This window comes from Vreelandella stevensii S18214 (genome assembly GCF_000275725.1).
Classification (GTDB): Bacteria; Pseudomonadota; Gammaproteobacteria; order Pseudomonadales; family Halomonadaceae; genus Vreelandella; species Vreelandella stevensii.
In genome coordinates, this window is record NZ_AJTS01000015.1 from 47715 (window position 1) to 69952 (window position 22238).

Consider the following 22238-nt stretch of genomic DNA (forward strand, 5'->3'; position numbering starts at 1 on the left):
CCCATGTCCGATACGCCGATCAATCTCGACGACTTGCGTCAACGTATCGACCAGCTGGATGGCGATATTCTGCGTTTGATCAGTGAGCGGGCCAACTGTGCCCAGCAGGTGGCTCACGTCAAGCTGGCTCAGGACAAGGATGCGGTGTTCTACCGTCCGGAGCGCGAAGCCCAGGTGCTGCGTCGTATCATGGCGTTGAACAAGGGGCCTTTGGACTCCGAAGAGATGGCGCGGCTGTTTCGCGAAATCATGTCTGCCTGCCTGGCGCTGGAGCAGCCGGTCAAGGTGGCTTATCTCGGGCCTGAAGGCACCTTCACCCAGCAGGCCGCGTTGAAGCACTTCGGTGAAAGCGCCGTCAGTCTGCCGATGGCAGCCATCGATGAAGTGTTCCGGGAAGTGGAGGCGGGGGCCGTCAACTATGGCGTCGTTCCCGTCGAGAACTCCACCGAAGGGGTGGTCAATCACACCCTCGACACGTTCATGGACTCCTCCATCAGGATTTGTGGTGAAGTGGTGCTGCGCATTCACCACCATCTCTTGATTAGTGAAACCACGCGGCAGGAGAAGGTGTCACGCATCTATTCGCACCCTCAGTCGTTCGGTCAGTGCCGCAAGTGGCTGGATGCTCACTACCCTCATGCCGAGCGGGTGCCGGTCTCCTCCAACGCCGAAGCCGCAAAGCTGGTGAAAACCGAGTGGCACAGCGCCGCAATTGCCGGCGACATGGCTGCCAAGCTGTATGGCCTGGAGCGCATTGCCGATAAAATCGAAGATCGGCCGGATAACTCCACGCGCTTCCTGATCATTGGCAATCAGGATGTGCCCATGTCGGGCGAAGACAAGACCTCTATCGTCGTGGCAATGCGTAACCAGCCCGGTGCGCTGCACGAGTTGCTGGAGCCCTTCCATCGCCACAAGATCGACTTGACGCGTATCGAAACGCGGCCCTCGCGTACCGGTGTGTGGAACTACGTCTTCTTCATCGACTTCAAGGGCCACCGTGACGAGCCTCAGGTGGCTGCAGTGCTGGAAGAAGTTCGCCTGCGCGCCTCTGAGCTGCGGCTGCTGGGTTCCTATCCTCAGGGTGTGCTGTGACGGTTCCACCTTCTCTTGCGCCTCGGGTGGCGTGTGTCGAGCCGCGCATTCTGATTGTCGGTCTTGGCCTGATCGGCGGCTCGTTGGCCGCCGCATTGCGTGCCTCGGGCTACGCTGGCCAGATCATCGCCTGCGACCCCAATGAGCGGGAAGTGGCATTGGGCATCGAGCTGGGGCTGGTAGATGCCGGCGGTGTCGAACTCGCCAACTGTTTGAAGGACGTTTCCATGGTCGTGCTGGCGGTCCCGGTGCTGGCCATGGAGAGCGTGATGAGCACGCTGTCGCGTTCTCTCGATCAGGCGGCTCCCGATGTCGTGATGACCGACGTAGGCAGTACCAAGGCCACCATACGTGACTGTGCCGAGCGCGTATTCGGCCGTGTCATGCCCAATATCGTGCTGGGTCATCCTATTGCGGGCTCCGAGAAAAGCGGTGTGGCAGCCGCCAATCCATCTCTGTACGTCAATCACAAGGTGATTCTGACGCCGGAGCCGGATGTCGACCCGGCAGCGCTGGCGCGAGTAGAAACCCTGTGGAGAGCCTGCGGCGCCGACGTGCTGCAAATGAGCGTCGAGCGCCATGATCAGGTGCTGGCGCGCACCAGCCACTTACCCCATTTGTTGGCGTTTTCACTGGTGGACACGCTGGCGCGGCAGGACGAGCGGCTGGATATCTTCCGTTATGCCGCGGGCGGGTTTCGTGATTTTACCCGTATTGCAGGCAGTGACCCGGTCATGTGGCGCGACATTTTCGTGGCCAATCGTGACGCCGTGCTTTCTTCTCTGGATGATTTCGAGGCGGGGCTCAAGCGGCTGCGTCAGGCGGTGGAAAGTGCCGACAGCGATGCGATGATTGCCACCTTTGACCGGGCCAGTCATGCTCGCCACTATTTTGATACGTTATTGAATAAAACCAGTTATCAGGCGGAATATCATATGCAACCACACGGTCAAGTGACTTATCGCGTGCAGCCAGGCGGCCAGGCGCAGGGGCGTTTGCGGGTGCCGGGCGATAAATCCATGTCTCACCGCTCGATCATGCTTGGCGCGTTGGCCGAAGGGGTGACCGAGGTCAAGGGCTTCCTGGAGGGCGAAGATAGTCTGGCCACCTTGCAGGCCTTTCGTGAAATGGGGGTGGCCATCGAAGGCCCGCACCAGGGGCGTGTGACCATTCATGGTGTTGGCATGCACGGCCTCAAGGCGCCGGCAGGTCCGCTGTATGTAGGTAACTCTGGCACCGCCATGCGCCTGTTTGCCGGGCTGCTGGCGGGTCAGGCGTTCGATAGCGAATTGACCGGTGATGAGTCACTGACCAAGCGCCCCATGGGGCGTGTGGCAGACCCGCTGCGCCTGATGGGAGCGACCATCGATACGGCAGAGGGTGGCCGTCCGCCATTGAAAATTCATGGCGGCGCTGCGCTGAAAGGCATTCATTATGATATGCCCATGGCCAGTGCTCAGGTGAAGTCGTGCCTGCTGCTGGCAGGGCTTTACGCCGAGGGAGAGACCCGCGTGCGCGAGCCAGCGCCGACTCGCGATCATACCGAGCGGATGCTCAACGGGTTTGGCTACGCCGTTTCTCGCGAGGGCGACACCTGCTGGCTGCAGGGAGGCGGTCAACTGACGGCGGGGCCGATTGACGTGCCCTCCGATATCTCTTCGGCTACCTTTTTCCTGGTCGCCGCTGCCATTACCCCTGGTTCCGACATCACGCTGGAGCACGTGGGCATCAACCCGACGCGTATCGGTGTCATCAATATTCTGACCCTGATGGGCGCTGACCTGACGCTTGAAAACCAGCGCGAGGTAGGCGGTGAGCCCGTGGCGGACATCCGTATTCGCTATGCGCCGCTGAAGGGTATCGATATTCCTGTCGATCAAGTGCCGCTCGCCATCGATGAATTCCCGGCGCTGTTCATTGCGGCGGCCAATGCACAAGGCACCACGCGGCTGCGCGGAGCTGAAGAGCTGCGCGTCAAAGAGTCGGACCGTATTCAGGCCATGGCAGATGGTTTGGCGATTCTGGGTGTCGAGCATACGGTCGTGGAAGACGGCATCGACATCATCGGTAACGGTGACGAGAGCGTGCCGAGTTACGGCGGTGGCCGCATCGATAGCCTCGGCGATCACCGCATTGCCATGGCGTTTGCGATTGCCTCCCTGCGCGCGGGTGCTGAGATCGTCATCGACGATTGCGCCAACGTGGCAACGTCCTTCCCTGACTTCGTGACGCTGGCTCAGCGTATCGGTATGCGTGTCGATGTGGAGGGCGTCCATGACCGCTAACGCTCCTGTGCTGACCATCGATGGCCCCGGTGGTGCCGGTAAAGGCACGATCAGCAGCCTGGTGGCTGAACGACTGGGCTGGCATTTGCTGGACAGCGGTGCACTCTATCGGTTGACGGCCCAGGCGGCCGTCAAGCATCACGTGGCGTTGGATGACGAAGCGGCGCTGGCCGATATCGCAGCAACCCTGGACGTTGCTTTCCCGGTGGAGGAGGGTCAGCCACGCACGCTGCTGGAAGGCGAAGACGTCAGTCGGCTCATTCGTACCGAGCAAGCGGGCGAACGTGCTTCCCAGGTGGCCGCATTGCCAAAGGTACGCGCTGCGCTGCTGCAGCGACAGCGTGATTTTTGTCAGTCTCCCGGGCTGGTGGCGGATGGACGCGATATGGGCACGGTGGTGTTTCCAGAGGCGCCGCTGAAGATTTTTTTGACCGCCAGTGCCGAGGAAAGGGCGCATAGACGGCATCTGCAGTTGCAGGAAGCAGGGGTGGATGCTAGTCTGTCGAGTCTTTTGAAGGAGATTCAGGCACGCGATGCACGCGACACGCAGCGCAGTGTGGCTCCGCTCAAGCCGGCAGATGATGCCATCACGCTTGACACCACGCGCCTGAGTATACCGGAAGTGGTTGATCGGCTAACCGAGCTGCTTGCCCAACGGGGCATGTTTAACGGCGCTTGATTCTCCCTTGCGGCGTTTTTGGAAAGGTGTCACGACGTGGCAGGGCGACAGTAATATCTTAGTGAGCCCGGTCAGGTCCAACCAGCGCTAACACCTCCAGAAGCTGAATGACATTAGGCCCGTACTCGCTGGTGGTACGGAGAAGGCAGTTATGCCTCAACAACGTTGATCACGTAGGAAAACCATGAGCGAAAGCTTTGCTGAACTGTTTGAACAGTCCCTTAACGACATCAACATGGAGCCGGGCGCCATCGTTGCGGCTCAAGTTGTCGACATCGACGGTGACTGGGTTACCGTTAACGCTGGTCTGAAATCCGAAGGTCAGATCCCTGCGGCACAATTCCGTGACGAGAATGGTGAGCTGACCATCGCGATCGGTGACGATGTGCACGTTGCGCTGGAAGCCGTAGAAGATGGCTTCGGCGAAACTCGCCTGTCCCGTGAAAAAGCCAAGCGCGCAGAAGCTTGGAAGATTCTGGAAGCGGCCTTCGAGAAAGACGAAATCATCAAAGGCGTGATCAACGGTAAAGTCAAAGGCGGCTTCACTGTCGACGTCGACTCCATCCGTGCCTTCCTGCCGGGCTCTCTGGTTGACGTTCGTCCGGTTCGCGACACTGCGCACCTGGAAAACAAAGAGCTGGACTTCAAAGTCATCAAGCTGGATCCGAAGCGTAACAACGTCGTTGTATCGCGTCGTGCCGTGCTTGAAGCTGAAAACAGCGCCGAGCGTGAAGCGCTGCTGGCCACGCTGCAAGAAGGTCAGCAAATCAAGGGTATCGTCAAGAACCTGACCGACTACGGTGCTTTCGTAGATCTGGGCGGTGTCGATGGCCTGCTGCACATCACCGACATGGCGTGGAAGCGTATCAAGCATCCGTCTGAAATCGTTGCCGTTGGCGACGAGATCAACGTCAAAGTGCTGAAATTCGACCGCGAGCGCAACCGCGTTTCTCTGGGTCTGAAGCAGCTGGGTGAAGATCCGTGGGTCAACATCAAAGACCGTTACCCGGAAGGCATGAAAGTGCAGGCAGTGGTCACTAACCTGACCGATTACGGCTGCTTCGCTGAGCTGGAAGAGGGTGTCGAAGGTCTGGTTCACGTGTCTGAAATGGACTGGACCAACAAGAACATCCATCCGTCTAAAGTCGTTCAAGTGGGCGACGATGTTGACGTCATGGTGCTCGATATCGACGAAGAGCGTCGTCGTATCTCCCTGGGTATCAAGCAGTGCACTGCTAACCCGTGGGAAACCTTCAACGCCGAGTACAACAAAGGCGACCGCGTTTCTGGTACCATCAAGTCCATCACAGACTTCGGTATCTTCATCGGCCTGGAAGGCGGTATCGACGGTCTGGTTCACCTGTCCGACATCTCCTGGACGGAAACCGGTGAAGAAGCGGTTCGCAACTTCAAGAAAGGCGACGAGGCAGAAGCCGTTATCCTGTCTATCGACCCTGAGCGCGAGCGCATCTCTCTGGGCATCAAGCAGATGGATTCCGATCCGGTTGCCGAATACCTGTCTGTCAACGACAAGGGCAGCATCGTGACGGGTCGCGTCGTAGAAGTTGACGCCAAGGAAGCTCACATCGAGCTGGCCACTGACGTCATCGCGGTTCTGAAGGCTTCTGAAATCAGTGCTGACCGTGTTGAAGACGCACGTAACGTACTGAGCGAAGGCGACAGCGTCGAAGCGCGTATCGTCAGCGTTGACCGCAAGAGCCGTCAGATTGCTCTGTCCGTCAAGGCCAAAGAGCAGGACGACACGCGTCAGAACCTGAAGAAACTGCGTGAGCAAGAGCCGGAAACTGCCGGTGGTCCGACCACGATTGGTGATCTGATCAAGCAGCAAATGGGCCAGGACTAATACCAGTCTTGTCTCGGAAAACGCCGCCCTTTGGGGCGGCGTTTTTGTTTCTGTCTGCTTAAAATAGGTTGTTGTTAAGGGGGTGCAAACGTTGCTATAAGTGGTATGCGCAATTGTCACATCGCCTTTAATGGCATTAGAGTGTATAAAATTGTTTAGTAAAGGCGCTAAAATCAACTAGACTATTGTCAATCAGTGGATTTAAGGTAATAATGTGTCCGCATCCTGAAGTAGTCGGTGTTGAGTTTCCCGGCTCAGTGCCAATGCAGTTATTTTTTCTAAAAGGACCTCCCATGTCTCTGTTAAATGATTACATCCAAAAAGAACAGCAGCTTAAGCAGCTCCAGGAAGAGCTGCAGCGTTTGGAAAATGACCAGCGTCTGAAAAGTGAGCTTGAATTTAAAGCTAAACTGGAAGCGTTAATGACCGAGTTTGGCAAGCGCCCATCCGACGTCATTGCATTGCTGGATCCTGCTGCCGATCAGCGTAGCGCACCCAAGGCAGCTGCCGCTGCTACTCGCCGCAAGCGTCGCCTGAAGATCTACAAGAACCCGAACACGGGTGAAGTGATCGAAACCCGCGGTGGTAACCACAAAGGCCTGCGTAGCTGGAAAGACGAGCACGGCGATGACACCGTCGAATCCTGGCTCGTGCGCCTGGAAGATTAAGTTAACAACCGGCATTTCTCCCCAGAAGTGCCGGTTTTGTTTTAGCAGTATCGAAGTGTTGCCATCGAGGCCAGGTAATGCTCTCCACAATTTCCCAGCCTTCTCCCTGTATTGAACAGTGATTATGCCAGGCGTTGCAACGGTACTTTGAGTTCCAGACGTCCCTTGCGCCACAGCACATGGGGTGCCCCCCCGCTAACGTGATAAAGGCTCTGGTGGTAGTGCAGTTGGCACAGTGTTGCCGTCAGCGCATCCGAGAGCTCGCTAAAGTCATCAAACAGCGTTACCGCATAGTGTTGTGAGGGAATATCGATACGTCGATATTCAACCGGTAAAGCCACGCTGTCAGTGCTCGCCTGGTTTTCGATATGCAGCCCGATATCGGTGCGTAGTTTATACGGCTTGGTCGTGCTGTCGAGCGCCGATACTTTGTCTGCTAGCAGGTCAGGAAGGGCCACGGCGGGGGTAGAGCCGCCGAGTTGAGCTTCCAGACATGGAAGATGGTTGGTATGGCGCTTACGATTACCCAAGCCGCTGATGGCGTGTGCCGCTTTGTAGATACGCATATAGACGGCTTGGCGGGGGCCGCCTTGCTTTATATCCGTGGTAAATGACTTTAGTGGCGGCTTCAGTTGATGCCTATCGTTGAGAGCCTGGCGATAATGCCTGGGCGACAGCTGGTAGCGTCGCTGGAAGGCGCGTGAAAAGGATGAGTGATTTACATAGCCACATTGCGCGGCGATATGCGCTATATTTTGCTGGGTCAGCGATAGCAGTACAGCGGCACGCTCCAGTCTGCGCTGCTCCCGGTATGCTCGGGGTGACATGTTAAAGCACTGGCGGAACTGTCGCCGTACCTGTGAGGCTGAATATCCCAACTGCCTGGCGAGATCTTCGATACTCAGCGGTTGATCAAGCGAATCTTGTAGCCAGATTTCAGCTCGTGACATTGCATTGAACACTATCTGGCCTCCTATGCGGGTTCAACAGGTAGCTTGCGACTGACCTGCCTGTGCACTCTCCCGGTGCGTTTGGTGACTCATGACCTGGTAGGCCATCTCTGGTGGCAGTGCGTGCCGGGGCATGGAAATAGACAGAGTGGCCGTACCTTGCCAGCGATGACGTAAAAGGTATTAGCATAAATCACCTGTTCGGTTAGTCATTGTTACCGATGGTGAGATCATCGCGTTGCTGTCTTTATGCTTCCAAGCGGTAGCAAAGGCAAGTTTGCTCTTAAAGAATACGCGTTTGTGCACAGTTTTTGATTAAAATGGCCTGTTGCTCAGGCATGTCGACCATTTTCAGTAGGGTGTAGATGAAACATCAATGAAATATCACAAGGTTTCTAAACAGCTGGATGAGCGTGAAAAGCTACGCAAGTTTCGTGAGCTGGATGACGCCTTTGCCCAGGCGCTGCGTCAATTGGAAGACCCTGACAGTGATTTCGATATTCCCACCGGCCCTCCGGTGCGCTCCTTGGCCGAGCTAGAAGCAGAAGATCAGGCGGACCAACAGAAGCGGCGTGATGAGCTGTTCGGCGAGCGCCTGCATGCGCTGATGGCCGAGTACGACCAATCGGCAGGGGCGTTGCGCGAGTTGATCGATACGTTGCTCAAGTACAATGTGTGGGCGTTGGAGGAAATACCCGGTGAGTGAAGGGGGCTGCTAACGGTAGCGGAAGACCCGCAGGCTGGGCAGAAACACCTCGCTCTCCAGCTTTTCATCCCGTCGCTTTGCGCGGGTGCGGGCTATGGGCGCTGTTTGTGGTGGCGTTTTGATATCGGGTAGACGCCCCTCTGGCGCAGGGACCACAAGGGGCATGGCCACGTTGAGCGCTCGACGCGTGTGGCCATCTGCCAGCGGTTCGGTGTAGAAAAGGTTGGCGCGCATCAGCGGGGCCTGATTCTGTACCTGGGCCAGCACTTCCTGACTGGGGAGGCTGGCTAACTTGCGCAACTGGATGCGTACATGAGGCGCGTCGGTGTCCAGTTGCAGTAGCTTCTGCTCCGCTTCCTGAACGCTTATGCGTTTGATGGAGCGGCCGCTGGTATACCAGGCAAAGCGAATTCTGGCGACGGGGGCTTCGGCGAGAGGGATCAGTCGCCAGCACTGCTTCAAATGTAGCCTGGCCAACCCGCTTTGACGCAGCACGCTGTCCAGGTCAGGGTGACGGCGAGGGAGCCGCTGCCTGGCTTCGCTCAATGCAGTAGGGTGGGCCTGTTTGATGTGCCTGAGCCAGTCACTGATCGCCTGCTTGGCATGATTGACGTCATGAAAGGCCTTCAGTAGTGCTTCGTCCGCCGCGATGACCCCAATGTAATTGCGCGTTTCACGCCCATCCTGGGCTTGCTGATGCCACATGTCCAGCAGCGCACGGCGTAGCCAGCCGGGGTCGCTGAGGCCATCGAAGCGCCACATGGGCAACGGCTGGGTTTCATAAAGCGAAACGGCTTGTTCAATGGCTTGCATCAACTGATCGAAACGGTCATCCAGTTCATGCAGCAGGCGGTAGGCGGGCGAGGACGACATCGTGGGTCAGGCCTCAGGAGAGTGGGGCATCGCGATCCGCCTGGGCCAGCAGAGCGTCCATATCCGCTTCATCCATGGCCGACTCGCCGGAAATACGGTGTGATTCATCGGCCCAGGCACCCAGGTCGAGTAGCTGGCAGCGCTGGCTGCAAAACGGTCGATAGGTACTTTGTGCGCTCCAGGTCACGGGCGTGGCACATTGTGGGCAGGCGACTTCCAGTGGGGCATCGTTGGCAGCGCTCTTCATGCATCTCTCCTCTCATGACTCAATCGTGCATTACTCAATCGTGCGCTATCGTGCTGTAGCGTCGATGCAGCGTGACGACCTGGTGCTGCAGGTGCTCCAGGCTGCCGCTGTTATCGATCACGTCATGGGCACGGCTGAGCCGTTCCTGGCGCGATAGCTGGGCGGCGAGGATAGCACGCACCTGGGCTTCACTCACCCCGTCGCGCGCTAAAGTGCGCGATAGCTGAAGCTCCTCTGGTACATCGACCACCAGTGTGCGTTGCGCCATCGCATCCTGGCCTGACTCGAACAGCAGTGGCGATACCAGCAGAACATAAGGCGAGTTCAGAGCAAGCTCCTTTAGCCGCAACTGCAGGCGTTCACGAATGCGCGGATGGGTTTCGCTTTCCAGCCAGCGGCGCTGTTCGGGGTCGCTGAAAACGATCTGACGCAGCGCGGCGCGGTTCAGGCCACCATCGGCATCGAGCACCTGTTGGCCAAAACGTTGCGCAATCGCCGCCAGCGCTGGCTCTCCGGGCATGACCACTTCGCGGGCGATATCGTCGGCATCTACCCAGCCCACCCCTAGTTCGCCAAATGCGCGTGCCACGGTCGACTTGCCGGAGCCGATACCGCCTGTCAATCCGATGATCATCATCGCCTCCGGTCAGAAGAGTGAGAGATAAAGGGCCATCAGCTCATTGCCCGCCAAAAGCCCTAACCAGCCCGCCAGGGCGAGAAAAGGCCCGAAGGGCATCGGTTGACCACGCAGCCTGGGCATCGTCGCTTGAAGCGTCAGCCCGATGATCGCGCCCAGACCGGCTGAGACGATCAGTAGTAGTGGCAGCATTTCCCAACCCAGCCAGGCACCCAGCGCTGCCAGTAGTTTGAAGTCGCCAAACCCCATGCCTTCCTTGCCGGTGAGTAGTTTGAACAGCCAGTAGAAGCTCCAAAGGATCAAGTAACCCGCCATGGCGCCAATCACGGCGCTGGGCAGCATCAGCGGTTGAAACAGCAGCTGGTACAGTAGCCCCATCCACAGCAGGGGTAGGGTGAGAATGTCCGGCAGCAGATAGGTGCGCAGGTCGATGACCGCCAGTACCAGCAGCGTCAAGCAGGCCGCGTACAGAAACAGGCTGGTCAGCGTTGGGCCATGCAGCTGCATGACGGCTACCGCCAACAGTCCACCCATGAGTTCCACGACCGGGTACTGGGGGCTGATTCGTGTGCGGCAGTTGGCGCAGCGTCCACGGCGTTTCAACCAGCCCAGTAGGGGCAGGTTGTCATGCCAGGCAATGGCGTGCTGGCATGAAGGGCACAGTGAAGCAGGGTATGCCAGGTTGAAGCGGGGGTGCGTTTCGGCTGGCTGCTCCAGCGCGACCAGGGCTTCGTTGCGCCACTGACGCATTAACATCACGGGTAGTCGGGTGATGACGACGTTCAAGAAGCTGCCGAAGCACAGCCCCAGCATCAGCGAGATAGCGAGCAGTAAGGTTGGCGATAAACCCATGGAGATCCTGAGGTGAAATAAGCGTGTCGACGGCCGAGCGATTAAAGCGCCGTGCCGATTTCGAAAATGGGCAGATACATGGAGACTACGACACCGCCTACCAGGGCGCCCAGGACCACGATGATAAGCGGCTCCATTAGCGATGTCAGTGCATCGACCTTGTTATCGACTTCTTCTTCATAATAGTCGGCCACTCGGTTGAGCATGGCATCCAGTGAGCCCGCCTCTTCACCAATGCTCACCATCTGCACTGCCAGCGCAGGGAAGCGATTGGTCATGCGCATGGCAAAGTGCAGCTGCTGGCCGGTAGTCACGTCCTGGCGCACTTCGTTGATGGCCTTTATGTAAACACGATTATCGGCGGCACCCGCCGCCGTTTCCAGTCCTTCTACCAGCGGCACCCCGGAAGCAAAGGTCGTTGCCAGCGTCCGCGTAAAACGAGACACCGCGGACTTGTGCATGATGTCCCCGATCACCGGCAGCTTGAGCAGCAGGCCATCCAGCCGATAGGCGAGTTTTGGAGAGCGCCGGGCTGCCGCCTTGAGCAGCATCACACTGCCCACCAGGCCGCCGATGGCATGCAGCCAGTAGCGCTGGGCCATATCGGAGAGGTTGACGGTAAACTGCGTCAGCGCTGGCAACTCGGCACCAAACCCCTGGAACATGCTCTCGAACTCGGGAACCACCTTGATCAGCAGCAACATGGTCACCCCGACCCCAATGGCCATGACCGCTGTGGGATACCAGAGCGCTTTCTTGACACGATTTTTCAGCGATTCGACCTTTTCCTTGTAGCTGGCAATACGCTCCAGCATCTGGTCCAGCGCACCGGCCTGTTCACCGGCATCCACCAGGTTGACGAACAGACGGTCGAACTGCTTCGGATGTTTGGCCATGGCCGTGGAGAGGCTGTCGCCGGAAGAGACGTCTCCCATGATCTGCTGAGTCAGCGCCACCATGGCGGGCTTCTTGAGGCTCTCGGAGACCGCTTGAAGGGCCTGAAGAATGGGGATGCCTGCGCGTACCATGGTGGCCATTTGCCGTGCAAACACCATGATATCGACATTGTTGACCTTGCCCCGGCCGCTAAAGCTGCTGCGTTTTTGGATCTTGCCGGCGACGATCCGTTGCCTGGCGAGCTGATCGACGATATCGGCTCTGGTTCTGCCGATCAGTTCCCCCTTCATTGGGCGGTCCTGGGGGCCTTTCCCCGACCACTTCCAACGGTGCAACGGGGCCGGTTTGGCGCTGCGCGCCTTGGCTTTGGCCATGCGAGGGGTCACTCCTTGCTGATACGGTTGACTTCATCGAGACTGGTGCTGCCATCCAGCACACGGCCAAGGCAACTTTGATAGAGGCTGGGGTGGCCTTCACGTCTGGCCTGCTCGTCGATCTCGATGGCGTTGCCGTCACGCATGATCAACTGGCGCATGTCGTCGCTGATGGGCACGACTTCGTATACCCCAATCCGGCCCTTGTAGCCTTGAGTACACTGCTTGCAGCCCACTGCCTGATAAATGGTGGCATTGCGAATCTCCTGCTGGCTAAAGCCCGCCTTGCGCAGCGCCTCGGCGGGAATGTCGGCAGGTGCTTTGCACAGGTGGCAAAGCTTACGCGCCAGCCGCTGGGCGATGATCAGGCTGACGGAGCTGGCAATGTTATAGGTAGCCACCCCCATGTTCGAGAGGCGTGTCAGGGTTTCGGCGGCGGAGTTGGTATGCACGGTGGAGAGTACCAGGTGCCCGGTTTGCGCTGCCTTGACGGCGATTTCCGCCGTTTCCAGATCGCGGATCTCGCCGACCATCACCACGTCCGGATCCTGGCGCAGGAAGGCACGCAGGGCGCTGGCAAAGTTGAGCCCGATTTTGGGCAATACGTTGACCTGACTAATGCCGGACACCTTGATTTCCACCGGGTCTTCCGCTGTACAGATATTGCGCTGCACCTGATTGAGGATATTGATGCCGGTATACAGGGTCACGGTTTTACCGCTACCAGTGGGGCCCGTGACCAGAATCATGCCCTGGGGCTTCTTGAGGGCGCTTTCGTAGGCGGCTTGCTGCTCAGGGGTGAACCCCAACTGGTCGATGCCCAACTGAGCAGACGTGGGGTCGAGAATACGCAGTACGACCTTTTCGCCCCACACCGTGGGCAGCGAGTTGACGCGGAAGTCGATCGAGCGGGTGCGTGACAGCTGCAGCTTCAAGGCACCATCCTGGGGCAGGCGACGCTCGGAGATATCGAGCCGCGACATGATCTTCAAGCGGGCAGCAATGCGATGGCGAAGGGCAAACGGTGGCCGAGCGATCTCCACCAGCATGCCATCGATACGAAATCGCACCCGATACTGGGTTTCATAAGGCTCGAAGTGAATATCCGAAGCGCCTCGACTAATGGCATCCAGCAGGATCTTGTTGACGAACTTGACGACTGGCGCGTCCTCACCGCTTTGGGTGGCTTTATCCAGCGTTGCTTCGTTACCATCTTCGTGCTGTACGACATTGAGTTCACTGACGGCATCGTCCACGTCCTCAAGCTCGTCCAGCATGCTGCGTTCGTTTTGCGCCAGGTACTGTACGAGCGTATCGCGTAGCTGATCGGCAGGGGCCAGTACGCCGTCCACGCTCAGCCCGGTAGCAAACTGCAGCTCGTCCAGCTGGGTCAGCGTGGCGGGGTAAGGGACCGCCACGGTCAACCGGTGGCCATGGCGCGCCAAAGGCAAAATACCCAGTCGCTCAAGAATCTTGACCGGATAGTCACTGGCAGCAGGCAGGGCGGCCACTCGTATGGCCTCCAGCGACACCACCGGCAGGCCGTACTCCCAGGCAGCCGCCACGGCAGCCTCTTCTGCGGAGACCAGACCGCTATCCACTACGTGTTGCAGTAGCGATATCTCCAGCTCGGTGGCGGTATTTTCCGCAATGGCGGCCTGGGCATCCGTGAGCAGGCCGTGCTTGACCAGCCGTTTGGCGATGCCGCGCAGCCCCCCGTTCAGGGCAGCATGGCTCAGCGTAGACTCAGGGGCAGGTTGGCTCATGGCATACTCGGCAGCGGGCAAATGAAACGGAATGCAATGCTGAGGGTTGTACCATATTTACTGTTCCTGAGGTACTAGCCGCGTACAGGTTCCATACCATGAAATACGCCGATTATCGGGGCATGTCAGGAGGATAAAGCTGGTTGCCAAGGATGGGTGGGTAAGCTAATGTAACCGGTACGCAAGGCTGAGGTTCATTAACCTTCGGCCTGACGATGACTCCTACACCGCAAGGGAACCTCTTAATGCAAACGACCCAACTCAACCAAGCCCGCCGCCTCAAGCAGCAGGGCTTCACCCTCATCGAGCTGCTGATTGTGGTGGCGATTATCGGTATTTTGGCGGCGGTGGGCGTGCCGCAGTATGGGAATTATCTGGATCGTTCAGCAGAAAACTCCTGTAAAGCTGAGTTAAGCAACTTCAGGAGCGTGGCTGCCGCAGAAGCTGCGTTCAATGAAGGCTCTGATGCGGTGGATGCGTTTGAATTTCAGTCGTGTTTTGGCACTTCAGCCGGAGAAGGTCAAGTTGATAAAGATAGTGTTCTAATTGCTCTGGTCGGCGCAGGTACTCAAACCTCTGTGTACCCTAGCAGGGGCGACGCGGAAATATTTGTTCGTGATGGTCAGATCGACGTTGAAGACACCTAAGCTGTGAAAAGCCGCCCACCTGGGCGGCTTTTGCTTTAGGTGACGCGCATGAGAAAACATAAACTTGCTGTTGGCTTCACCCTTGTCGAGCTTCTTATTGTGGTGGCTATTGTCGCTATCTTGGCGGGCGTTAGCCTTCCCGCCTTTTTAGCCTACCTCGGCCGTTCCGCCTTCAGCGCCTGCCAGCAAGAGCTAAGAATTTAGTAACTATTCAGGTGGCTGCGGATGGGATATCGCCAACCACCTGATTTTTCTGGTATAGTGTGCCTAATCCTTCGGCATATCTATGCGGTGACATGACCATCAGCGATATCAACGTCGACGAGGCTCTGGAGCGGGTCCGACAGCAGCTCAAGGAAGACCAGACGGTCTCTCCGTCGCTGCGTGCGGCCATCGATGTGCTGATGTTGCTGGTCAAGCTCATGGCCGATCGCCTGGCCACCAGTAGCCGCAACAGCAGCAAGCCACCGTCCCAGGATCCCAATCGCCAGCGCCGCTCGCGCGCCAAAGGCGAGCGGCGCCCCGGCGGACAGCCAGGGCATGAGGGTAAGACGTTGGCGCCGGTGACGGACCCCGACGAGGTGGTCAAGCTCCGTGTCGATCGTCGGCAACTCCCCAAGGGGCGTTCTTACCGCCCGGTCGGCGTCGAAACGCGCCAAGTGCAGGACATCGTAATCCAGGCCGTGGTCACCGAATATCAGGCTGAGGTCCTCGAAGATGATCAGGGGCAACGCTACGTGGCGCCATTCCCCGAGGGCGTGACTCGCCCCATCCAGTATGGCCCTCGCCTCAAGGCGCATGTCGTCTATCTCTCCCAGTATCAGCTGTTGCCCTATGCGCGTATCCGCGAGTTGCTCACCTCGCAGTGCGGCCTGTCGCTGAGCACCGGCACCCTGTTCGCCTTCAACCAGGAGGCCTACCAGCGGGCCGAGGCGTTCGCCGAGTGGGTGATCCCGGCGCTACGTGAAGCAGCCACCGTCCATGCCGATGAAACCGGAATGCAGGTCGGTGGCAAACGCTACTGGCTACACAGCGCCTCCAACGAGGCCCTGACCTGGTTGGCCCCGCACCCCAAGCGCGGCCAGGAAGCGATGGACGCCATCGGCGTATTGCCCTTCGTGCGTGGCGTGCTGGTGCATGATCACTGGAAGCCCTACTACCGCTATCCGGATTGCCGGCACGCGCTCTGTAATGCGCACCACCTTCGGGAGCTGACAGCGGCCTGGGAGAACGATGGCCAGGCATGGGCCAAGGCCTTGCATGACCTGTTGTTGGAGATGCATCGCGCCGTGGAGGTGGCCGACGGCTGCCTCTCGGCCGATGAGACCCGAGCCTGGCGGCAGCGCTATCGAGATTGCCTGGCGAAAGGGGACGCCGAGAGCCCCCCGCCGGTGAAACCGCCACCTGGAACGCGAGGCCGGGCCAAGCGCACCAAGTCGCGCAACCTCCTGGAACGCCTCCAGGCGTACGAGGACGACGTGTTGCGCTTCCTCGACGACCCTGCCGCTCCCTTCACCAACAACCAGGGGGAACGCGATCTGCGAATGACCAAGGTCCAGCAGAAAATCTCGGGCTGTTTCCGCTCCTGGGAGGGGGCGGAGATTCTTCTGCCGGATGCGCAGCTTCCTCTCGACCGCCGTCAAGCAAGGGGTGGCGGCGCATACCGCACTGGAGCAACTGTTTGCGGGTGATGTGCCAGCCTTCATGCAGCAAGAAGCCCCGACTCAGCCAACCGGTGCTGAATAGTTACAGAATTTATAAAACTCGCGTATTGGCAACGGAACACCTGGATGATGCCCTTGAACCATACCGCTTCGCAGCCTGCTCCGTAGGTGAAAGCAACCAACCTACCCAGTTAGCCGTTGCTAATGCTTTACGCGGCGTATTCGATGGCGATGCCACTTCTCTGGTGCTGAATACCCAGCGTCCAAACGTTCAGGCTCGCATAACGAGCCAAGGCATGGTCGAGCGCGTCGTCACACCTTGATCATGAAGGTGCGTTACCAAGCTGGCTCTTCATACAAGTTCGCGAACTTTACACACTCCCTGCGTAATTCCCGCCTACACTCATGGCTTCTTCAGGTAACGTCAATATCGGGAGCCAACCATGAAACCACTTTCTCTAGCAGTGCTCCTTGGCACGCTATGCTGGCACGGCCTGGCGAGTGCTCAACCTGCACATGCCCCCGCCCATGGCGCCCGTGGCCACCAGGAGCAGCAGGCGGGCCAGAATGGTCGTGAGCATCGCCATGAATATCAGCGGGAGCATCGCCATGAATATCGCCGTGATCGTGAGCAGCGCTCGGAGCGCTATATCGATCTGCCGCGTATCAACGAGCGGGAGCTGCTTGGCCTGCTGCGCCAATACGAAGCCCCCCGCGCCGAGCCGCTGCCGCCCGGCATACAGCGCCGCCTGGAGCGGGGCAAGCCGCTACCGCCGGGGATTGCCAAGCGCTTCGATGGCCCCATTGCACAGCAGCTGCCACGCTACCCGGGCTATGAGTGGGAGCGCGTCGGGGCAGATGTGGTGCTCATCGAAGCCGCTACGCGGGTGGTCGTCGATGTATTGGTAGACGCCCTACGTTAAATACATGCCCTTTCGCCAGTGCTGTCGGTAGCGCCTTGGGCTGTCATGGTAATGCCATCGGCTAACGCTTATGCTGATTTATTCATTATTAATTCACCCATTGTCACTCATCCATTGTTAGTTAGAAGAGGCAACTTGATGGCAGCGTATACCCTGGAAGCGCGCCTGGCGCTGGCAATCACCATCGCCGAAGAGGCGGGGCAGATGATCCGCGAGGCGCGTGAGCAGCAGAACTTCGCCCAACGCTTGAAAGAGGGCGTTGAGCTGGTCACCGATGTGGATGTCGCCGTCGACCAGCGAATCAGTCAGCGGCTGGAAGAGCATTTTCCCGGTGAGGCTCGGCTGAGCGAAGAGCTGAGCCCTGAACAGGCGCTCTCCCATCCCGCCGAACAGCTATGGGTCGTGGACCCTATCGATGGCACGGTGAACTTTGCCCAGGGCCAGCGTCATGTGGCGGTGTCCATTGGCTGGATCGAGCAGGGCGTGGGCAAGATAGGTGTCGTTCATGCACCGTTCCTGAATGAGACCTTCAGCGCAGCCCAGGGGCTGGGGGCTTACTGCAACCAGCGGCGTATTCAGCCCAGCGGTGCCGAATCGCTGGCCAGCACGCTGGTGGCTACCGGGTTTCCCTACGACAAGCAGGCCCGCAAGGCCCTGCTGCCACGGCTCGAAGCCGTCCTGACCCACTGCCAGGACATCCGACGCAACGGTGCCGCGGCGCTGGATATCTGCGACATTGCCTGTGGGCGCCTGGATGCCTATTACGAAAGCGTATCCCCCTGGGATTTTGTGGCAGGCTGGGTGATCGCCCGGGAAGCCGGGGCGCGCGTGGGGCATTTGGTCGAGGTGCCGGAAGGCATTCCTGCCGACCTTTTCCCAGAGCAGCTGTTGGTAACCGCCCCCGGCGTGTACGATGCCATGGCGACGCTGCTGGCAAACGCGGATCGCTAGCCTGATGGGTGCTTTTCAGCCCAGTACGGCAAGCATTTGAAAAGAAAGCGCAAAAAGGGCTTTTCATTTGGCTAATAAAGCGCTAGTATACGCACCGTCCTGAAGCGAAAGCCAACGGGCATCGGAGTGTGGCGCAGCTTGGTAGCGCGTTGCAATGGGGTTGCAAAGGTCGCAGGTTCGAATCCTGTCACTCCGACCAATATCGAAAAGCCGCTGCATTTATTGCAGCGGCTTTTTTCGTTGGCTCATGTTGGTGTCTCTTGATATACGTCAAGTTTTGAACGGTGGAAATCATTCTGTGCAGCCAGGTACGGTATGCTCTTGGGCAGGTGGAAGGTCTACTCAAGCGCATCGATCAGGAGGCAGGGATGAGTCGCACAGGCAAGCAGGCTGCAACGCCCGAGGCATGGCATGGGCTATCGGTAGACGAAGCGTTGGCGCAACAGTCGGCGACCCGCGAAGGTCTGAGCCGCGAAGAAGCAGAGGCGCGTTTGGCTCAGTATGGTGAAAACCGCCTGGAGCAGGCCCAAGGGCGCCCCTGGTACAAGCGGCTGCTGGCGCAGTTTGCCAATATTCTGATGCTGATTCTGGTGGTCGCGGCGGTGGCCAGCTTTCTGCTGGGCCACGTGATTGATGCGGCCGCCATCGTAGGCGTGGTGTTGATCATTGCCTTGATCGGCTTTTTCCAGGAAGGCAAGGCCGAGCAGGCGCTGGACAGTATTCGCAACATGCTCTCTCCCCGGGCAAACGTGCTGCGCGATGGCCAGCGCACCACGGTGCCCGCCGAAGCGCTGGTGCCCGGGGATATCGTGCTGTTCGAGAGCGGGGATCGCGTGCCTGCGGATGTTCGGTTGCTGGAAGTACGGCGCTTGAAAACCGATGAGGCTGCCCTGACCGGTGAATCGGTACCCGTCGATAAGCAGCCCGAACCGCTGGCCCGCGATACCGAGCTGGCCGAGCGTTCGAACATGGCGTTTGCCAGCACGCTGGTCGTGCAGGGGAATGCCCGGGGCCTGGTGGTGGCGACCGGAGGGCGCTCGGAAATTGGCAAGATTTCCGAATTGCTGCGCAGTGTCGAGCAGATCAAGACGCCATTGCTACAGCAGTTGGATAGAGCTGGCCGAGTACTGGCGGTGTTTATCCTGCTGGCCGCTGGGATCACGGCGCTGCTGGGTACCTGGCTGCATCAGCAGCCCTTGGGTGAGATGTTCATGGCGGCCGTGGGCCTGGCGGTAGCGGCCATTCCCGAGGGCCTGCCTGCGATTGTAACCATTGGCCTGGCGCTGGGCGTTCAGCGCATGGCCAGGCGGCGGGCCATTATCCGGCGGCTGCCCGCCGTGGAAACGCTGGGTTCGATTTCCACCATTTTCTCCGATAAGACCGGCACTCTGACCCGTAATGAGATGACTGCCCAGGCAATCTGGCTGCAGGATGCCCGTTTCACGCTCGAGGGTATCGGCTTTGCCTCGCATGGCAAGCTATGCCGGGAAGGAGCGGCCGCCGAGGAGCAGTGCAATGGACGGGCCCATGAGCCTGCCTTGCAGCGTTGCCTGTTGGCCAGTGTGCTGTGCAACGATGCCGAGTTGCACCAGGAAGATGAACGCTATCGAATCTTTGGCGACCCCACCGAAGGGGCGCTGGTGGTGGCCGCCGAGAAAGCGGGGATTGACCACCTGGCGTTGCGCCAGCAGTACCCGCGTCTCGATGCGATTCCTTTTGAGTCAGAGCACAAGTACATGGCCACGCTGCATGACCTTGAGGGTGGGCGGCGGCTGCTGGTCAAGGGCGCGCCGGATCGCATTATCGAAATGAGCAGCCATGTGATCACCGATGAAGGCGAGGCCCCGCTGGTGGCCAGCGAGTGGGAGGCGCATATCGAAGCGCTGTCCTCGAAAGGCTTGCGGGTGCTGGCGATTGCCGAGAAGGCAATGGAAGAAGACGCTGAGCTCGACCACCCTCACGTGCAGTCGGGGTTGCGCCTGCTGGGGTTGATAGGGCTGTTGGACCCGCCCCGTGAAGAGGCCATCGAGGCGGTGAAACGCTGCCAGCGCGCCGGTATTCGCCCGGTGATGATCACCGGAGACCATGCTGCCACCGCCTTGGCCATTGCCCGGCAGTTGGGATTTCAGCACACCGAACGGGCCTTGACCGGGCGTGAAATGGAGGCCATGTCGGATGAGCAGCTCGAAGCGATCATTCTGGAGGTGGATGTGTTTGCTCGGGCGTCACCAGAGCACAAGCTGCGGTTGGTCAAGGCCATGCAGGCGCGTGGAGGCGTGTGTGCCATGACGGGTGATGGGGTCAACGATGGCCCGGCGCTCAAGCGGGCAGATGTGGGTGTCGCCATGGGCATTCAAGGAACGGAAGCGGCCAAGGATGCCTCGCAAATGGTGCTGGCCGATGACAATTTCGCCACCATCGTCCACGCCATCGAAGAGGGGCGTAAGGTTTACGACAACATTCGCAAGACGATTACCTTCATCCTGCCTACCAACGGTGCCCAAGGGCTGGCCATCATGCTGGCCGTGCTGGCGGGCACGAGCCTGCCGGTGACTCCGCTGCAGGCGCTGTGGGTGAACATGGTAGTGGCCATTACGCTGGGCCTGGCGCTGGCATTCGAATCCGGTGAGAAGGACCTGATGCAGCGACCGCCCCGGGACCCCAAAGCGCCGCTGCTGGATCTCTTTTTGCTTTGGCGGGTGGTGTTCGTATCGCTACTGCTGCTGATTGGCGTATTCGGCATGTTCAACTGGATTCTGGGGCAGGGGGGTAGCGAAGCGCTGGCTCGCACGGGGGCGGTCAACATGCTGGTGGCGGGCAGTGCCGCTTACCTGATCAACAGCCGCTACTTGCTCAACAGCACGCTGACCTGGAAAGGCGTGTTTGGCAGTCGGCCGGTGTGGCTTGCCATCGGGTTGGTCCTGCTGCTGCAACTGGGGTTCACCTATTTACCCTTCATGCAGTTCGTGCTGGTCAGCGAGGGGCTGGCTGCTCACCACTGGCTTGCCATCCTGGCGGGGAGCGTGGCCGTGTATGGCGTGGTCGAGGTGGAGAAAAGTATCCTTCGCCGGAGGAGTTGAGTACTGCCGCTTGCCAAGGGCAGGCGGCAGAAACGTTAGCGCGACGTGGGTGCTTAGTTGCCCTGGGCTTTGTGGTCGGCAAGTGCCGCTGCTACGGCCTCTTGCCACTGCCCTTCGGTAATGCCCCAGTGGTCGGCCTGCTCCTTGTCAGGATTGCCAGCCGCTGCTGCATTCAGCTCTTCCGGGGAGTAGCTTTCAAAACAGTGCTTGGCAAACGCCTTGGCCTTGCCATCGCTCAGTTGATTGATCATTTCCATGGGTCGCTCCTTTCCCTGGTGCTGAAGTAAGAGGTAATAAGTACCTGATGCCGAGCGCAGCCCGGCAGCAGACAGCCGTCAGTATAGCCTCAGGCCATCAATGCATCCACGACGATCTTGACGGCAATCGTGGCCAGCAGGCACATGATGAGCCTGTCGAACCAGCGATGGGGCAGGCGTTTGCCCAGCCGGGCGCCCAGCGGCATGGCCGCCAGAATGACCAGCAGGGCCGCCAGACTGTACAGCGAGCGCTCCCAGGTGAGAATCCCCGCGCTGAGCAGGGCCGGAATCTGCACCAGGGTGATCGCCACGAAGAACACCGATATCGAGCCGATGAACACCGGGCGCTCCAGACGCATCGCGTTCAGAAAGGTCACCGACGCCGGGGCGGACATGCCCGCCGCGCCTTGCAGCACGCCTGCCACCAGCCCCACCGGCAACACGATGCGCTGGGCCAGCGGGAAAGGCAGTGTGAAGCTGCGGTTGGCCAGCTTGATGGCCAGATAGAGCACGATGGCCGCCGCCACGCCCAGCGATAGCAGCGTGGGCGACAGCACTACCAGCCCCCAGGTGCCGATCACGATGCCCAGCCCGCCGGAGAGGCCGAACCAGAGCAGGAAGCGATGCGGCAGCAGGTGGTGGCGGTACTGCCAGACCTGTAGGGCATTGCTGAACAGGTTCGGCGCCACCAGCACGGCAATGGCCAGTTTGACGTCGTACAGCATGGTCAGCACGGGAATGACGATGACCGGTACGCCAGAGCCGATGGCACCCTTGATGATTCCCGCGGCCATCAGCGTCAGAAAGGCAACGATCATGCGGC

General features: G+C 59.2%; 20 protein-coding genes, 1 tRNA gene and 1 pseudogene. 13 read left to right on the forward strand and 9 right to left on the reverse strand.

What is annotated here, in order from left to right:
- Positions 1-3: 3 nt before the first annotated feature.
- The 5 genes from pheA (at position 4) to HSS18214_RS0102620 (ending at position 6591) form a co-directional block, all read left to right on the forward strand.
- The gene (pheA, locus tag HSS18214_RS0102600; protein ID WP_016913752.1) at positions 4-1095 is read left to right on the forward strand and encodes a prephenate dehydratase; all 1092 of its coding nucleotides are present in this window, start codon (positions 4-6) and stop codon (positions 1093-1095) included.
- The gene (locus HSS18214_RS0102605) at positions 1092-3380 is read left to right on the forward strand and encodes a bifunctional prephenate dehydrogenase/3-phosphoshikimate 1-carboxyvinyltransferase (RefSeq protein ID WP_156808463.1); all 2289 of its coding nucleotides are present in this window, start codon (positions 1092-1094) and stop codon (positions 3378-3380) included. Before pheA ends, HSS18214_RS0102605 begins: the two co-directional genes overlap by 4 nt.
- Positions 3370-4059, forward strand: a complete 690-nt coding sequence (cmk, locus tag HSS18214_RS0102610) for a (d)CMP kinase (protein ID WP_016913754.1) — start codon at positions 3370-3372, stop codon at positions 4057-4059. The genes HSS18214_RS0102605 and cmk overlap by 11 nt, the downstream gene beginning before the upstream one ends.
- Positions 4060-4243: 184 nt before the next feature.
- The gene (rpsA, locus tag HSS18214_RS0102615) at positions 4244-5923 is read left to right on the forward strand and encodes a 30S ribosomal protein S1 (RefSeq protein ID WP_016913755.1); all 1680 of its coding nucleotides are present in this window, start codon (positions 4244-4246) and stop codon (positions 5921-5923) included.
- A 293-nt stretch (positions 5924-6216) separates the two neighbouring features.
- A complete protein-coding gene (locus HSS18214_RS0102620; protein WP_016913756.1) occupies positions 6217-6591 on the forward strand; it encodes a histone-like nucleoid-structuring protein, MvaT/MvaU family in 375 nt (124 codons plus the stop codon).
- 122 nt (positions 6592-6713) lie between these two features.
- Here HSS18214_RS0102620 and HSS18214_RS0102625 read toward each other — a convergent pair whose 3' ends face one another.
- Positions 6714-7553 (reverse strand): helix-turn-helix transcriptional regulator, encoded by an 840-nt coding sequence (locus HSS18214_RS0102625; protein ID WP_026001678.1) that lies wholly within the window; start codon positions 7551-7553, stop codon positions 6714-6716.
- A gap of 364 nt (positions 7554-7917) precedes the next feature.
- Here HSS18214_RS0102625 and HSS18214_RS0102630 point away from each other — a divergent pair, with 364 nt between their 5' ends.
- Positions 7918-8247, forward strand: a complete 330-nt coding sequence (locus HSS18214_RS0102630; protein WP_016913758.1) for a hypothetical protein — start codon at positions 7918-7920, stop codon at positions 8245-8247.
- Between the two features lie 9 nt (positions 8248-8256).
- Here HSS18214_RS0102630 and HSS18214_RS0102635 read toward each other — a convergent pair whose 3' ends face one another.
- Genes HSS18214_RS0102635 through pilB form a run of 6 tightly spaced genes read right to left on the reverse strand, consistent with a single transcriptional unit; the run spans position 8257 to position 13893 of the window.
- A complete protein-coding gene (locus tag HSS18214_RS0102635) occupies positions 8257-9120 on the reverse strand; it encodes a hypothetical protein (protein WP_016913759.1) in 864 nt (287 codons plus the stop codon).
- Between the two features lie 13 nt (positions 9121-9133).
- A complete protein-coding gene (yacG, locus tag HSS18214_RS0102640; protein ID WP_016913760.1) occupies positions 9134-9367 on the reverse strand; it encodes a DNA gyrase inhibitor YacG in 234 nt (77 codons plus the stop codon).
- A 34-nt stretch (positions 9368-9401) separates the two neighbouring features.
- Entirely contained in the window at positions 9402-10001 is a 600-nt protein-coding gene (gene coaE, locus HSS18214_RS0102645) for a dephospho-CoA kinase (RefSeq protein WP_016913761.1), read from the reverse strand.
- A 12-nt stretch (positions 10002-10013) separates the two neighbouring features.
- Positions 10014-10856, reverse strand: coding sequence for a prepilin peptidase (locus HSS18214_RS0102650; RefSeq protein ID WP_016913762.1), 843 nt, complete (start codon positions 10854-10856; stop codon positions 10014-10016).
- 41 nt (positions 10857-10897) lie between these two features.
- Positions 10898-12127, reverse strand: a complete 1230-nt coding sequence (locus tag HSS18214_RS0102655; RefSeq protein ID WP_016913763.1) for a type II secretion system F family protein — start codon at positions 12125-12127, stop codon at positions 10898-10900.
- A gap of 8 nt (positions 12128-12135) precedes the next feature.
- Positions 12136-13893: a type IV-A pilus assembly ATPase PilB gene (gene pilB / locus HSS18214_RS0102660; protein ID WP_016913764.1), complete on the reverse strand. Its 1758-nt coding sequence runs from the start codon at positions 13891-13893 to the stop codon at positions 12136-12138.
- Between the two features lie 245 nt (positions 13894-14138).
- On the opposite strand from pilB, the gene HSS18214_RS19640 reads away from it, so the two are divergent.
- The 7 genes and pseudogenes from HSS18214_RS19640 (at position 14139) to HSS18214_RS0102695 (ending at position 21158) form a co-directional block, all read left to right on the forward strand.
- Positions 14139-14540, forward strand: a complete 402-nt coding sequence (locus HSS18214_RS19640) for a pilin (RefSeq protein ID WP_016913765.1) — start codon at positions 14139-14141, stop codon at positions 14538-14540.
- A 48-nt stretch (positions 14541-14588) separates the two neighbouring features.
- Entirely contained in the window at positions 14589-14744 is a 156-nt protein-coding gene (locus tag HSS18214_RS17770) for a type IV pilin protein (RefSeq protein WP_016913766.1), read from the forward strand.
- Positions 14745-14836: 92 nt separating this feature from the next.
- Positions 14837-16286, forward strand: a pseudogene (tnpC, locus tag HSS18214_RS17775) (IS66 family transposase).
- 361 nt (positions 16287-16647) lie between these two features.
- A complete protein-coding gene (locus HSS18214_RS0102680) occupies positions 16648-17127 on the forward strand; it encodes an anti-virulence regulator CigR family protein (RefSeq protein ID WP_016913767.1) in 480 nt (159 codons plus the stop codon).
- Between the two features lie 138 nt (positions 17128-17265).
- Positions 17266-18078, forward strand: a complete 813-nt coding sequence (locus tag HSS18214_RS0102685; RefSeq protein WP_016913768.1) for an inositol monophosphatase family protein — start codon at positions 17266-17268, stop codon at positions 18076-18078.
- Between the two features lie 122 nt (positions 18079-18200).
- Positions 18201-18277 (forward strand) — tRNA-Pro (locus HSS18214_RS0102690).
- Between the two features lie 169 nt (positions 18278-18446).
- Positions 18447-21158, forward strand: a complete 2712-nt coding sequence (locus HSS18214_RS0102695) for a cation-translocating P-type ATPase (RefSeq protein WP_016913769.1) — start codon at positions 18447-18449, stop codon at positions 21156-21158.
- Between the two features lie 53 nt (positions 21159-21211).
- On the opposite strand, the gene HSS18214_RS0102700 is transcribed toward HSS18214_RS0102695, so the two are convergent.
- The gene (locus HSS18214_RS0102700; RefSeq protein ID WP_016913770.1) at positions 21212-21415 is read right to left on the reverse strand and encodes a hypothetical protein; all 204 of its coding nucleotides are present in this window, start codon (positions 21413-21415) and stop codon (positions 21212-21214) included.
- 89 nt (positions 21416-21504) lie between these two features.
- Positions 21505-22233, reverse strand: coding sequence for a sulfite exporter TauE/SafE family protein (locus HSS18214_RS0102705; RefSeq protein ID WP_016913771.1), 729 nt, complete (start codon positions 22231-22233; stop codon positions 21505-21507).
- Between the last annotated feature and the right edge of the window lie 5 nt (positions 22234-22238).